This is a genomic window from Microbacterium sp., assembly GCF_052099035.1.
Lineage (GTDB): Bacteria > Actinomycetota > Actinomycetes > Actinomycetales > Microbacteriaceae > Microbacterium.
In genome coordinates this window covers 1-12254 of record NZ_JBQDSX010000074.1, presented here as the reverse complement: position 1 = coordinate 12254, position 12254 = coordinate 1, and the positions used below count along the sequence as shown (strand labels likewise).

13 protein-coding genes and 1 tRNA gene are annotated in these 12254 nt (G+C 64.9%); 4 read left to right on the top strand and 10 right to left on the bottom strand.

What is annotated here, in order from left to right; genetic code table 11:
* The 4 genes from ACTIAO_RS15255 to ACTIAO_RS15240 form a co-directional block, all read right to left on the bottom strand.
* On the bottom strand, window positions 1-1358 hold a 1358-nt coding region (locus tag ACTIAO_RS15255; RefSeq protein WP_441907028.1), incomplete at its 3' end, for a 3-hydroxyacyl-CoA dehydrogenase NAD-binding domain-containing protein.
* 8 nt (window positions 1359-1366) lie between these two features.
* Entirely contained in the window at window positions 1367-2572 is a 1206-nt protein-coding gene (locus ACTIAO_RS15250; RefSeq protein WP_441907027.1) for a thiolase family protein, read from the bottom strand.
* 73 nt (window positions 2573-2645) lie between these two features.
* The gene (locus ACTIAO_RS15245; protein WP_441907026.1) at window positions 2646-3842 is read right to left on the bottom strand and encodes a ribonuclease D; all 1197 of its coding nucleotides are present in this window, start codon (window positions 3840-3842) and stop codon (window positions 2646-2648) included.
* Window positions 3835-4416 (bottom strand): DUF3000 domain-containing protein, encoded by a 582-nt coding sequence (locus ACTIAO_RS15240; RefSeq protein WP_441907025.1) that lies wholly within the window; start codon window positions 4414-4416, stop codon window positions 3835-3837. The genes ACTIAO_RS15245 and ACTIAO_RS15240 overlap by 8 nt, the downstream gene beginning before the upstream one ends.
* A gap of 25 nt (window positions 4417-4441) precedes the next feature.
* Between ACTIAO_RS15240 and ACTIAO_RS15235 the strand changes: the two genes are divergently transcribed.
* Window positions 4442-5596 (top strand): alpha/beta hydrolase family protein, encoded by a 1155-nt coding sequence (locus ACTIAO_RS15235; protein ID WP_441907024.1) that lies wholly within the window; start codon window positions 4442-4444, stop codon window positions 5594-5596.
* Between the two features lie 6 nt (window positions 5597-5602).
* Here ACTIAO_RS15235 and ACTIAO_RS15230 read toward each other — a convergent pair whose 3' ends face one another.
* Together ACTIAO_RS15230 and ACTIAO_RS15225 are read right to left on the bottom strand one after the other, a co-directional pair.
* Window positions 5603-6034, bottom strand: a complete 432-nt coding sequence (locus ACTIAO_RS15230; RefSeq protein ID WP_441907023.1) for a SufE family protein — start codon at window positions 6032-6034, stop codon at window positions 5603-5605.
* A gap of 19 nt (window positions 6035-6053) precedes the next feature.
* A complete protein-coding gene (locus tag ACTIAO_RS15225; RefSeq protein ID WP_441907022.1) occupies window positions 6054-6950 on the bottom strand; it encodes a sulfurtransferase in 897 nt (298 codons plus the stop codon).
* 121 nt (window positions 6951-7071) lie between these two features.
* On the opposite strand from ACTIAO_RS15225, the gene zapE reads away from it, so the two are divergent.
* The 3 genes from zapE (at window position 7072) to ACTIAO_RS15210 (ending at window position 10086) form a co-directional block, all read left to right on the top strand.
* Window positions 7072-8118, top strand: a complete 1047-nt coding sequence (gene zapE, locus ACTIAO_RS15220; RefSeq protein WP_441907021.1) for a cell division protein ZapE — start codon at window positions 7072-7074, stop codon at window positions 8116-8118.
* Between the two features lie 116 nt (window positions 8119-8234).
* The gene (locus ACTIAO_RS15215; RefSeq protein ID WP_441907020.1) at window positions 8235-9473 is read left to right on the top strand and encodes an ammonium transporter; all 1239 of its coding nucleotides are present in this window, start codon (window positions 8235-8237) and stop codon (window positions 9471-9473) included.
* A gap of 34 nt (window positions 9474-9507) precedes the next feature.
* A complete protein-coding gene (locus tag ACTIAO_RS15210; RefSeq protein ID WP_441907019.1) occupies window positions 9508-10086 on the top strand; it encodes a type II toxin-antitoxin system PemK/MazF family toxin in 579 nt (192 codons plus the stop codon).
* Here the strand turns inward: ACTIAO_RS15210 and ACTIAO_RS15205 are convergent.
* From ACTIAO_RS15205 to ACTIAO_RS15190, 4 genes are all read right to left on the bottom strand, one after another.
* Window positions 10065-11213, bottom strand: a complete 1149-nt coding sequence (locus ACTIAO_RS15205; RefSeq protein WP_441907018.1) for a DUF1611 domain-containing protein — start codon at window positions 11211-11213, stop codon at window positions 10065-10067. The two genes, ACTIAO_RS15210 and ACTIAO_RS15205, sit on opposite strands and share 22 nt — an antisense overlap.
* A gap of 122 nt (window positions 11214-11335) precedes the next feature.
* Window positions 11336-11737 (bottom strand): DoxX family protein, encoded by a 402-nt coding sequence (locus ACTIAO_RS15200; RefSeq protein WP_441907017.1) that lies wholly within the window; start codon window positions 11735-11737, stop codon window positions 11336-11338.
* A gap of 4 nt (window positions 11738-11741) precedes the next feature.
* Complete coding sequence (locus ACTIAO_RS15195; protein WP_441907016.1) at window positions 11742-12056, bottom strand: hypothetical protein; 315 nt, start codon at window positions 12054-12056, stop codon at window positions 11742-11744.
* 115 nt (window positions 12057-12171) lie between these two features.
* Window positions 12172-12247 (bottom strand) — tRNA-Val (locus ACTIAO_RS15190).
* Between the last annotated feature and the right edge of the window lie 7 nt (window positions 12248-12254).

Below are 12254 nucleotides of genomic sequence, written 5' to 3'. Positions count from 1 at the left end.
GCGATGATCTTCTCGATCTCGCCGAACACCTGCTGCTTGACGCCGACCTCTTCGAAGACGGCTTCGATCACGAAGTCGCAGTCCGCATACAGGGACTTGTCGGTCGTGCCCGTGACGAGCGCACGCAGCTGGTTCGCCGAGTCGGCATCCAGCCGTCCCTTGCCCTCGAGCTTGCCGATCTCCTCGTGGATGTACGCGATGCCCTTGTCGACACGGGCCTGGTCGAGGTCCGTGATGAGCACCGGCACGCGCAGTCTGCGCAGGAACAGCAGCGCGAACTGGCTGGCCATTAGTCCAGCACCGATGATGCCCACCTTGGTGACCTTCTTGGCCAGCGCCTTGTCAGGCGCTCCAACGGGGCGCTTGGCGCGCTTCTGCACGAGGTCGAACGCGTACATGGATGCCGCGAACTGGTCTCCGACCACGAGCTCGGACAAGGCTTCATCCTCGCGGGCGAAGCCCTCGGCCTTGTCCTTTGCCGATGTCCCGCTCTTGGCCTTCTCGAGCAGGTCGAGCGCCATGTACGGCGACTTCGGAACGGTGCCGATCTTCGACTCGAGCATTCCGCGGGCCATCTTGATGGCGATCGGCCACTTGGTCAGCCGCTCGATCTTTCCTGGCTCGTTCTTGCGTTCGACCTTCTTGCCACCGAGGACGGCGTCCGCCCAGGCGAGCGAGTTCTCGAGATAGTTCGCGGCCGGGAAGATCGCGTCCATGATGCCCAGGTCGAAGGCCTGCTGCGGCTTGAGCATGCGATTCTGCTTGAGCGGGTTCGAGATGATGACCTCGAGCGCGTTCTCGATGCCGATGAGGTTCGGCAGCAGGTACGCGCCGCCCCAGCCGGGGATGAGCCCCAGGAAGACCTCGGGGAGCGCGACAGCCGCTGCCGAGGCATCCACAGTGCGGTACGTCGAGTTCAGTGCGATCTCGAGACCACCGCCGAGCGCGAGCCCGTTGACGAACGCGAACGAGGGGACGCCCAGATCGCCGAGCGAACCGATCACCTTGTGACCGAGCTGCGCGATCATCCGTGCGTCATCCTTCGAGGTGACCTTCGAGATGTCGGAGAGATCGGCACCGGCAGCGAGGATGTACTGCTTGCCGGTGATGCCGACAGCCTGAATCTCGCCGGACGATGCACGTGTCTTGAGCGTGGAGAGCGTGTCACCGAGCTCGGCCAGGGTCTTCGGCCCCAGCGTGTTCGGACGCGTGTGGTCACGGCCGTTGTCGAGCGTGATGAGGGCGAGCACCTTGCCGGAAGCCAGGCGTACGTCTCGTACGACGGAGTGCGTCACCACCTCGTCATCGCCGGCGATGGCGATGATGGGGGAGAAGTCGATCTTTTCGTAGTCGGTCACGTGCGCACTCACTTCCGCTTCTTGCCGTCGTAGAACGGGTTCTCCCAGATGACGCTGCCGCCCTGGCCGAGACCGACGCACATGGCCGTGAGGCCGTAACGCACATCGGGCCGTTCGGCGAACTGCGCCGCGAGCTGGATCATCAGACGAACACCGGATGCTGCGAGGGGGTGTCCGACCGCGATCGCGCCGCCCCACTGGTTGACGCGCGGGTCGTCATCGGCGATTCCGAAGTGGTCGAGCAACGAGATGACCTGAATCGCGAACGCTTCGTTGAGCTCGAAGAGGCCGATATCGGAGATCGTGAGCCCGGCCTTCTTGAGTGCCTTCTCGGTCGATGGAATCGGACCGATGCCCATGATCTCGGGCTGCACGCCGGCGAAGGCGAACGAGACCATCTTCATCTTCGGTGTGAGACCGAACTCCTTGACCGCGCCGCCACCAGCGAGCAGTGACATCGTAGAGCCGTCGGTCAATGGTGAGGACGTGCCTGCGGTGACGCGTCCGTGCGGGCGGAACGGCGTCTTGAGAGCGGCGAGATCTTCCATCGTCGTCTGCGGACGGCGACCCTCGTCCTCGGTCGCGAGGCCCCACGCGCCATCGGCACCCTTGACGGCGACGGACACGAGATCCGGCTGGATCTTGCCGGCGTCGTAGGCGGCCTGCACCTTGTGCTGGCTGAGCATGCCGAACCGGTCTGAGCGCTCCTTGGTCAGGTGCGGGAAACGGTCAAAGATGCGCTCGGCCGTCACTCCCATGTTCAGGGCGCCCGGGTCGACCATCTTCTCGGCGACGAAACGCGGGTTCGGGTCAGCGTTGCCGCCGATCGGGTGATGGCCCATGTGCTCGACACCACCGGCGAGGGCGAAGTCGTACATGCCGATGCCGATGGATGCAGCCATCGTCGTCACGCTGGTCATGGCGCCTGCGCACATGCGCTCGACCGCAAGGCCGGGCACCGTGTTGGGGAGACCGGCGAGGATCGCGACCGACCGACCGAGGGTGAGGCCCTGATCGCCGGTCTGCGACGTCGCAGCGATCGCGACATCATCGATGCGTTCCGCGGGAACGGCGGAGTTGCGCTCCATCAGGCCGATCGTCGCCTTCACGGCGAGGTCGTCTGCGCGGGTATTCCAATACATGCCTTTTTCGCCGGCGCGCCCGAAGGGGGTACGCATTCCATCGACGAAGTAGACGTCCGAGATCTCGGCCACTCTGCCTCCAAGGTTGGGGTATGTCCTCAGCCTAGGAGCCGTCCCGAGGCAAAGGGAATCGGTTGGATCGAACCTACGATTCGGGACTGGACGTCGGGTCGGGTGATTGACCGGCTTCTACAAAGGCATCCAGGATCTTCTGTGCAGTCTGCTCAATTTGCCACGGTCGTGCGCCGAGGGCCGACAGTGCTTCTCCGACAGCATCCGATGTCAACGGCACGGGTGGTTTCCACGCGACGCGACGCAGCATTTCCGGCTTGAGAAGGTTCTCGGTCGGCATGTGCAGTTCTTCTGCGATGGCCTCGACGGCAGGCCGGGCGAGCTTCAGGCGCGCGTCTGCTTCCGGGTTGCGATCCGACCAGGCGCGTGCCGGGGGGAGCGCATCGCTGCTCATCCGGGCACGGGGGAGGTCTTCGCTCTCACGACCGCGAACGATCGCCGCCCACCAGCGGTCAAGCTCCGTCCGGCTCGCACGGCCGTTGAACGCGCGCACATCGGCGAGATCCTGCTTGGACTGGGGGTTGGCGAGCACCGCGGCGACCAGCGAACGGTCGGGCACGAGCCGTCCGGGTGATGTGTCCTGCTGCTGCGCATACTCTTCCCGAGCTTCCCAGAGCGAGCGAGCGACGGCGAGATTGCGTGCGCCCTTGACCTGGTGCAGCCCGCTGAGCCGTCGCCATGGGTCTTCGCGAGCTGGTCGCGGGGGCTGTGCGAGAGTGGCGGCGAACTCCTCCGCGGCGAACTCCGACTTCCCCTGCTCTTCGAGCTCTTCGGCGATCCGGTCGCGCACATCGACGAGATACAGCACGTCGAGAGCCGCGTAATCGAGCCAGGAGTCGGGGAGAGGACGGGTGGACCAGTCCGCTGCGGAGTGCTCCTTCTTCAGCGTGATGTCGAGAACTTCTTCGACGACCGCTGCGAGGCCGACCCGATCATGGCCGAGCAGCCGGGAGGCGAGCTCGGTATCGAAGATCGACTTCGGCTCGAGCTCGAGTTCACGCAACGAGGGAAGATCCTGACTGGCGGCGTGGAACACCCACTCGATGTCGCCGATCGCGCGCTGCAGGGGCGCGAAGTCGCCGAGTGCGGGCGGATCGAACAGGAAGACGCCGGCATCGCGCCGGAACACCTGCACGAGATACGCGCGCTGCGAGTAGCGGAATCCGGATGCACGTTCGACGTCGACAGCGACGGGGCCGGTGCCTGCGGCAAGCGCACGGCATGCCGCCTCGAACTCAGTGGAATCGTCGATGACGTCGTACTCAGTCACGACCTGCCTTTCGCGCGCCGAACACGGCGATGTTCTCAGAGCCGGGCGGGAGACCGGCGAGCATGCCGACGAGTTCGGCCCATGCTTCAACGTGCGGCCGGAATGGCTCTACCGGCGTCCAAGACGAGCGTAGTTCGATCTGGGCGCCGTCGCCTTCCGAGGCCAGCGCTCCGAATCCGGTCGACAGAGTTTTCGTCGACGTGCCGGATGCCGAGTGATAGCCGGCATCCCGTGAATCCAACGCATCCACCAGCCATGACCAGGTCACGTCGGCGAGCAGCGGGTCGGTTCCGATCTCGGGTTCGAGTGGCGCCTGCGCGAAGGCGACGATGCGCCAGGGGCCGCCCCAGGCTGCGGGTTCATCCGGATCGTGCAGCAGCACGAACCGGCCGGTGCCGTAGAGCGAGTCACCGTGATCATCGGGACGCACATCAGCGGCGAGCGCGAGAGAGAACGGTGCCAGGCCCTGCGGCGCTGGGATCTGACGAACGACGATGTCGTTTCTGAACGCCGTTTCGAGGAGTTCGGCGGCGACGCGCGCGAACTGGGCTCCGGCGTCGGGGTGTGCGCTCACGGTGACAGGCTAGAGTCAGGAAGCGATGAAGAGTCTCAGGCACGCCGTTGCTCTGCTGGTACCCGCCCTGATCGCCCTGGGCACCGGAGCTGCCATTCTGGTGTTCTCGATCGGGCGTCGAGTGGTCACTCCGGCCGCTCGCGTGGCCGATACCGAGATCCTCGCCGTCGACACGGGCGCTCAGACGATCGAGCTCGCCCGCACGCCTGACACCGAGTTGCCCGGCCGCTACGGCCTGTTCACCACAGGTACCCACGACTACGTGAAACTCGGTGCGGTGCTGAGCGCCGATGCGAAGCACGTGCGTCGCAAGCTGCTGACCCAGATCGATACCGGAGCAAACGTCGACCGCGCGGCAGGATTCAGCGGCTGGTACTACTCGTCGCCGACGGAACTCCACCTTCCCTGGGAGCCGGTACTGATCGGCTCTCCTGCAGGTCCGTGTCCGGCGTGGCTGTTCCCCGCGGAGTCATCGACCTGGGTGATCCAGATCCACGGTCGAGGGGTCACGAGGGCGGAGTGCCTGCGCGCGGTTCCCGTCTTCCATGCGATGGGGCTGCCGAACCTGGTGGTTTCATACCGCAACGATGGCGAAGCGCCGCGTAGCCGTGACGGGGCGTACGCGCTCGGTGCCTCCGAATGGCGGGACGTGGATGCCGCGATCGCCTACGCTCTGCGACACGGCGCGGTGCGCGTGGTGCTGATGGGCTGGTCGATGGGGGGTGCGATTGCGCTCCAGGCCGCCGCGTCGTCGGGAAACAGGCAGGCGATCGCCGGGCTCGTACTCGATTCACCGGTCGTGGACTGGCGAAGCGTGCTGCGCTTTCAGGCGCGCGCGACAGGGATCATCGATCCGCTGCCGACTCTGGCGATGAACGCGCTGTCCTCTCCGCTCACGGCGCGGCTCAGCGGTTCGCAGGAGCCGATCTCATTCGATCGCCTGGACATGGTCGCCCGTGCAGATGAGCTGACGATCCCGATCCTGCTGCTGCACAGCGACGACGACGGTTTCGTTCCGGTTGATGCGTCACGTGCACTGGCCGAGGCTCGTCCCGACCTGGTCACAATGCCTCATTTCACCGTCGCACGGCACACCAAGATCTGGAACTACGACCAGGTGGGCTGGACCGCGGCGATCACGGAGTGGATGAGCGCGAACGGATTCAGCGCGCCGAAATGAGCACCATCAGTGCTTCAGGGCGATCTGGCGCTTCACGCGCATCAGCATCCCGGTCATCCCGGCGATCCGCAGCGGCGACACTGCCCTCGTGAGACCGATGGACTGCGGGTAGTCATCAGGAATCGCGAGGACATCATCGGCGGAAAGGCCGGTGATGCCCTGCACGAGGATGCTGGCGAATCCGCGCGTCGTCGGAGCCTCCGGCGGCGCCGTCGCATGCATGGTGACGATGTCATCGACCACCTCGACATGGATGTAGACGGGGGACTGGCACTCGGCGACGCGCTCGTACATCTCGGGGTGGCTCGCGACTTCATCCGAGACCGGCGGGAGCTCCTGTGAGAACTCCAGCAGCAGCTGAAGGCGTTCGCCCTCGGGCAACTCGAGGAAGTCGTCGCGGATCTCCGCGAGAGTGTCGGGAACGTGCGTAGTGCTCATCCCAGCAATTCTGACACGGTCAGAGGACGCCGGGCTCTGCACCCGTGACGATCGGCACGCGCACCGCGCTGCCCCATTCGGTCCAGGAGCCGTCGTAGTTGCGGACGTTGTCGAATCCGAGAAGGTGCTTCAGCACGAACCAGGTGTGGCTGGAACGCTCGCCGATCCGGCAGTACGCGATGACGTCGTCCCCATCGCTGACACCGGCGCCGTCGCGGTAAATCGCGTCGAGCTCGGCGCGGGATCGGAAGCCGCCGTCCTCGGCGACCGCCTTTGCCCACGGGACGCTCTGAGCGGTCGGGATGTGTCCGGCGCGCAGCGTCCCTTCCTCCGGGTAGGCGGGAGCCGTTGTGCGCTCACCGTTGTACTCCTCGGGCGAACGAACGTCGATGAGCGGTCCCTTGCCGATGAAGTCCACGACATCGTCCTTGTAGGCGCGCAGCACCGAGTCGTCGCGCTCGATGACCGGGTACTCGGTCGGGGCACGGTGCGCAGCCTCGGTGGTGACCTCGCGGCCCTCGGAGATCCAGCGGTCGCGGCCTCCATCGAGCAGCCGCACGTCTTCGTGACCGAACAGTGAGAACACCCACAGTGCGTAGGCCGGCCACCAGTTGTTCTTGTCGCCATAGATGACGACGGTGTCATCGCGCGAAATCCCCTTGCGGCTGAGGAGCTCTGAGAATCCGGCGCCATCGACGTAGTCGCGCACCACCGGGTCGTTGAGTTCGGTGTGCCAGTCGACCTTCACCGCACCGGGGATGTGCCCGGTCTCGTACAGCAGAACGTCCTCGTCGGATTCGACGACGACAAGCCCCGGCTCTCCGAGGTGAGAGGCGAGCCACTCGGTGCTGACGAGACGTCCGGGCTCGGAATATTCGGCGAACTTCTCGACGGTCGTATCGAACTCGATGGTCATCTGGCGCTCCTGGGTGGCTGGGCTCTCGGGTGGACGGCGTAATGTTGAGCCGTCCCCTTCGACCATAGAGCCGTTCGGTGCGCCCCGTCCCCGATCCGTAAGACTTCGACATAGGAACTGCATGACCGACACAGACAGTGCGACCGTCGCGCACCTGACCGCGCGCGAGCCTGTGGTGACCGGCCCCGAAATGCTGGCGAGCCTGGTGCCGCCACCGCAGTTCGACACCGCGACCTTCGACAGCTACCGCTCCGATGACGCATACCCGTCGCAGGCCGAGTCGAAGGATCTGCTGCAGCGCTTCGCAGGACGCGGTGCCGTGGCGAAGAAGTCGGGGTTCTTCAGCCGTGCGAAGAAGGAACCGGAGATGAAGCCCGGCGTCTACCTCGACGGCGGGTTCGGCGTCGGAAAGACTCACCTGCTGGCGTCGATCTACCACGCGATGCCGGCCCGCCGGAAGTACTTCGGTTCGTTCATCGAATACACCGCTCTGGTCGGCGCGCTCGGGTACAAGAACACCGTCGATCTGCTCCGCGGTGCCGACCTCATCTGCATCGACGAATTCGAGCTCGACGATCCCGGCGACACGATGGTGATGACCCGACTGCTCGGAGAACTCGTCGCCTCGGGGACGAAACTCGCCGCCACCTCGAACACTCCGCCGAACGCTCTGGGCGAGGGACGGTTCGCCGCGCAGGACTTCCTCCGCGAGATCCATGCGATGTCGGACAGCTTCGAGACGATCCGTATCGACGGCGTCGATTTCCGCCAGCGCGCCCTCGACGGCCGCGCCGTCGTGTGCGATGAGGCGCAGTACCTCGGTGCAATCGCGGCGACAGCGGGCACAGCATCCGATGATCTGTTCATCGATGTCGTCCGTCATCTTGCCAAGGTGCATCCCTCGCGCTACATCCGACTGATCGATGGCATCTCGCTCGTCGGCCTCCGCGATGTCGAGATCCTCACCGATCAGTCCGAGGCGCTGCGTTTCGTCGCATTCGTCGACCGGGTGTACGACGCACAGGTGCCGATCGTGGCGACCGGCGTGAGCCTGGACGAGGTGTTCGCCGAGGAGATGCTCGGCGGCGGTTACCGCAAGAAGTACCTTCGCGCCATCTCTCGCCTGAATGCACTGACGCATTCTGCGCAGCTGCAGAGCACGCCGTAACTCGATGTTCACACAGCGGTCGCGGGTGTAACGCCCGCGAAACAGGGGACGCGCATCCCGGAAACGGGGCCTCGCCACACTGAAGCTCTCAATTACTTCGGATGTGAGGTTTTCCTATGGATGCTCCCGGCAACATCTCGTGGGGTATTACTGCCACGGCGCTCGTGCTCTTGATGACACCAGGCGTGGCGTTCTTCTACGGCGGGCTCGTCAAGGCCAAGAGCGTCGTCAGCATGATGATGATGAGCTTCGGCTCCATCGGCCTGGTGGCTGTGCTGTGGATCCTGTACGGATTCTCGATGAGCGCCGTCGACAGCCCGACAGCTTTCGCGGGGAACCCGTTCGCGGACTTCGGCCTGAGCGGACTCGCCTCTGGTGAAGGATCGAATGTCGCACTCATCAGCGTCGCCTACGGTGCGACCTTCGCGATCATCACCATCGCCCTGATCTCGGGAGCGATCGCCGACCGTGCCAAGTTCGGCAGCTGGCTGATCTTCGCCGGTGTCTTCGCGACCGTCGGGTACTTCCCTATCGCCGCATGGGTCTGGGGTGGCGGCTGGATCATGAACCTCGGGACGACGCTGTTCGGTGAAGACAGCGGTATCTCCGTGATCGACTACGCCGGTGGAACCGCGGTGCACATCAATGCCGGTGCGGCGGCCCTCGCTCTTGCGCTGGTGCTCGGACGACGCATCGGGTTCCAGAAGGGCATCCTGAAGCCGCACAACGTGCCGCTGACTCTGATCGGTGCTGCTCTGCTGTGGTTCGGCTGGTTCGGATTCAACGCCGGTGCTGAATGGCTCTCCGAGGACATGGGCGGTGTCGGCCTCATCGCGTTGAACACGCTGGGTGCGACGGCAGCTTCGATTCTCGGATGGATCCTTGTCGAGCGGATCAAGGATGGCAAGGCGACGTCGGTCGGTGCGGCATCCGGTGCCGTCGCGGGCCTGGTGGCCATCACGCCAGCGTGTGCGAACCTGACACCGGGGTGGTCGCTGCTGCTCGGAGCCGTCGCTGGGGTGCTGTGCGCTCTGGCCGTGGAGTTGAAGTTCCGACTCGGCTTCGACGATTCGCTCGACGTCGTCGGTATCCACCTCGTCGGAGGCCTGTTCGGAACTCTGTACCTCGGGTTGTTCGCCACCGGGACCGGGCTGTTCGTCGGTGGCGATGGACGTCAGCTGATCGTCCAGCTCATCGCGGCGCTGGGTGTTCTCATCTATGCGTTCGTCGTCGCCTACGTCATCGGCTTCGTGATTCAGAAGACGATCGGCTTCCGCATCACGAACGAGGATGAGATGGCCGGTGTCGACTCGGTCGTTCACGGCGAAGAGGGCTACGCGCTCATCGACGCATGAGGCTGGCCCACGTGGGCGTGGGTACGCTGACGGGATGAGTTCTCCCAAGGGCATCCTCCGGCAGCTGGCCGACATCGTGATCAACGCGCTGTCGGCCGGAACGTCCCGGACTTCTTCACAGAAGCCGGGGCGTTCTGGCGTGTCCGCACCGACCGCTCGACTCCGGGAAACTGCAGAACGACGCGAACCCGGTCATGAGCAGGGGAGTGAGACCGTACGGATCGACCCAGACCGGATTCGGGATCTCCAGGTCGACTACTCACCATCACGAGATGGCGCACCCGACTCGGGCGAGGTGATCTGGACGTGGGTGCCGTATGAGGAGAACGACGGCCGCGGCAAGGATCGTCCGGTCCTCGTGATCGGACGCCACTCCGCGGATCGGGTGTACGCGGTGCGGATGACGAGTAAACCGCACGAACGAGACCGCGACTACCTGTCGATCGGCAGCGGCGGATGGGACTCGCAGGGACGGGAATCCTGGGTCGACATCGAGCAGCTGTACAGCGTGCACGAGAAGGGCATGCGACGAGAGGCAGCGATCCTCGATCGGAAACGCTATGACCGCGTGGCCGCTGCCCTCGTTGAGCGCTACGGCTGGGCCACCCGCTGAGTGCTGCTGGATCCATCCACGAGGGCGGGAAATGCTGACAGCACCATCTCGACCAGGTCGCTCAGGGGGCGAGTGAGCGGATCCGTCGCCGGCACGCCGATCTCCAACTCGATGGCGTCGATCGCCTCTCCGATCTGAGCGGTAGAGAGGTGCTCGTGGTTCACGGTCACACCGATCACGCGAGTCTCGGCGAACGATTCGATGAGAGCCACTTCGCTGGCGACGGTGGGCATCGGCATCATCGGGAAGTCCCCGAGAACCTCTCGGCCGGGTGCGTGCTGCACGATCACTCCCGCGGGCCTGCTCCCTCGGAGGATGTGCGCTGACGTCAGATACGCGGGGTGGCTGAGAGCTCCCTGGCCTTCCACGATGATGATGTCGGGGTCTTCATCCTCGAAAGCCGCGACGACCTGGTTCTCGACCTCGCCGGAGCAGAACTGCGGCACGAGCGCATCGAGCGCGACGCCGTAACGCCCTCCCTGAATGATCGTCGTCTGGCCGGTGCCGACCATGACCGCATGGATGCCGCGTTCGTTCAGCGCCTGGACGAGAAGTGTCGCGGTCGTGCGCTTGCCGATCGCGCCGTCCGTGCCGAGAACCGCGATGCGCGGGCAGGTGACGTCGAAGATGCGTCCGGAGAACAGGTGGAGGTCCTTCTTCTCCTTGGGGCGGCGGACGTCGGTGATCGTGACCCCGGCCAGAAGCGCCGCGGCTGCGAATTCTGCATCATCGTTCAAGAACTCGTGCAGCCCATTGATGACATGCATGCCGTGGCTGATGCCGTCCAGCAGCACGATGCGCTGTGCGGGGGAGAGGAGCCCGTCGGCGGGTGCGACACCGCAGATGAGATAGTCCGGCACATGGGCGGCGTGCGCGATGCCTTCTGCGAGGCTCGACAGGATCGGGATGCCGTTGGCCAGGTCGTCGAGCACAGTGCCGGCATCGGCGCCAGCGTGGCGGCTGTCGATGACGCTGAGAATCTCGTACTTCTCGGAGTGGCGGACAAGCCCATTCGCTGTCTTGCCGTCCTGTTCGCCGAACTGGCCCTCGCAGTAGACGATCGCGGTCGCGCCGATCGGCAGTGTCGGCAGGGGGTTGGAAGGGACGGGCTGGATATACGGGTACACGGAAATCGGGTCTCCTCATGATCAACCAGAGGAGGCGACGGAGAACGAAATGGCTGAATGCGGCCCGTTGGTCGACAAGAAGTCTTCCCTGAAGCTGGCGAGATGCCGGCGCGGCAACAGTATCAGCGTCGACTGCGAGTATGCAGGGCGTCGGTGCTCCACAGGGCCCAGAGAATCAAGACCGGCTGGAGGAACAGTCGGACCAGGCGTTTTGTGTCGGTGTCCAGGCCTGGTGCCGGATGATGGGTGCGCCATTGCCGGACGTTGCCGGGAAAGACAGCGACGAAGAACGCGGCGGTGGCCCAGCCGATGCGCGCGCGTTCTCTCGGCAGCGCGATGAGCCCGGCAGCGAGTGCGAGCTCGGCGGCACCGGATGCAACGACGACGCCGTCCTTGTCGAGGCGAGTCATCCGAGTCGCCCAGTCCGGGATAAGACCGCGGAACCCTCGTGTCTGGACGAAGTGCAGGACGCCCATGAATGCAAGGCCGAGCGCCAGCGCCCAGCGTGCGATGTGTCGGATCATGCGTTCACGCTACCTCGCGGGCTGTGGCGAATTCATGATGTCGTCGTTGCTCGACGGTGCGATCGCCGGGTTCAAAGGCAAGGATTTCGTCGTGGCGAATGCGGGCCAGCCGGCGTCTCGGTTGTCTGCTCGTGCCGATCTTCACACGGCGGTCGAAACGCAGGTAGTAGACCACGTCGACGCGGGGGAGGGAAAGATCGGCGTCGGGAACGTCGCCGTAGCGCCAGGTGCAGTCGGCGCAGACCCATGTGGCGTCGATGCGCGTTCCGCGGAGTCCACCGCAGAGGTGGCACGGGCCTGGGAGGGAATCGTCCGGCATTCGCTGAACGATACCTGCGGGTGCCGACAGTCGAGTGGTCTGGTGTCAGAACACCGAGGTCGTGCCTGTCGATGCTGGGGGAGTAGGGACTTCCGCATGATTACGCGGCAGAAAATGGTGGGCGATGCCGGACTCGAACCGACGACCTCTTCCGTGTGAAGGAAGCGCGCTACCAGCTGCGCCAATCGCCCAAGACCC

Excerpts from the sequence above, each read along its gene's own strand:
- ACTIAO_RS15235 (WP_441907024.1), top strand. The coding sequence starts at position 4,442 with ATGAAGAGTCTCAGGCACGCCGTTGCTCTGCTGGTACCCGCCCTGATC.
- ACTIAO_RS15230 (WP_441907023.1), bottom strand. The coding sequence starts at position 6,034 with ATGAGCACTACGCACGTTCCCGACACTCTCGCGGAGATCCGCGACGAC.
- ACTIAO_RS15225 (WP_441907022.1), bottom strand. The coding sequence starts at position 6,950 with ATGACCATCGAGTTCGATACGACCGTCGAGAAGTTCGCCGAATATTCC.
- zapE (WP_441907021.1), top strand. The coding sequence starts at position 7,072 with ATGACCGACACAGACAGTGCGACCGTCGCGCACCTGACCGCGCGCGAG.
- ACTIAO_RS15215 (WP_441907020.1), top strand. The coding sequence starts at position 8,235 with ATGGATGCTCCCGGCAACATCTCGTGGGGTATTACTGCCACGGCGCTC.
- ACTIAO_RS15210 (WP_441907019.1), top strand. The coding sequence starts at position 9,508 with ATGAGTTCTCCCAAGGGCATCCTCCGGCAGCTGGCCGACATCGTGATC.
- ACTIAO_RS15200 (WP_441907017.1), bottom strand. The coding sequence starts at position 11,737 with ATGATCCGACACATCGCACGCTGGGCGCTGGCGCTCGGCCTTGCATTC.
- ACTIAO_RS15195 (WP_441907016.1), bottom strand. The coding sequence starts at position 12,056 with ATGCCGGACGATTCCCTCCCAGGCCCGTGCCACCTCTGCGGTGGACTC.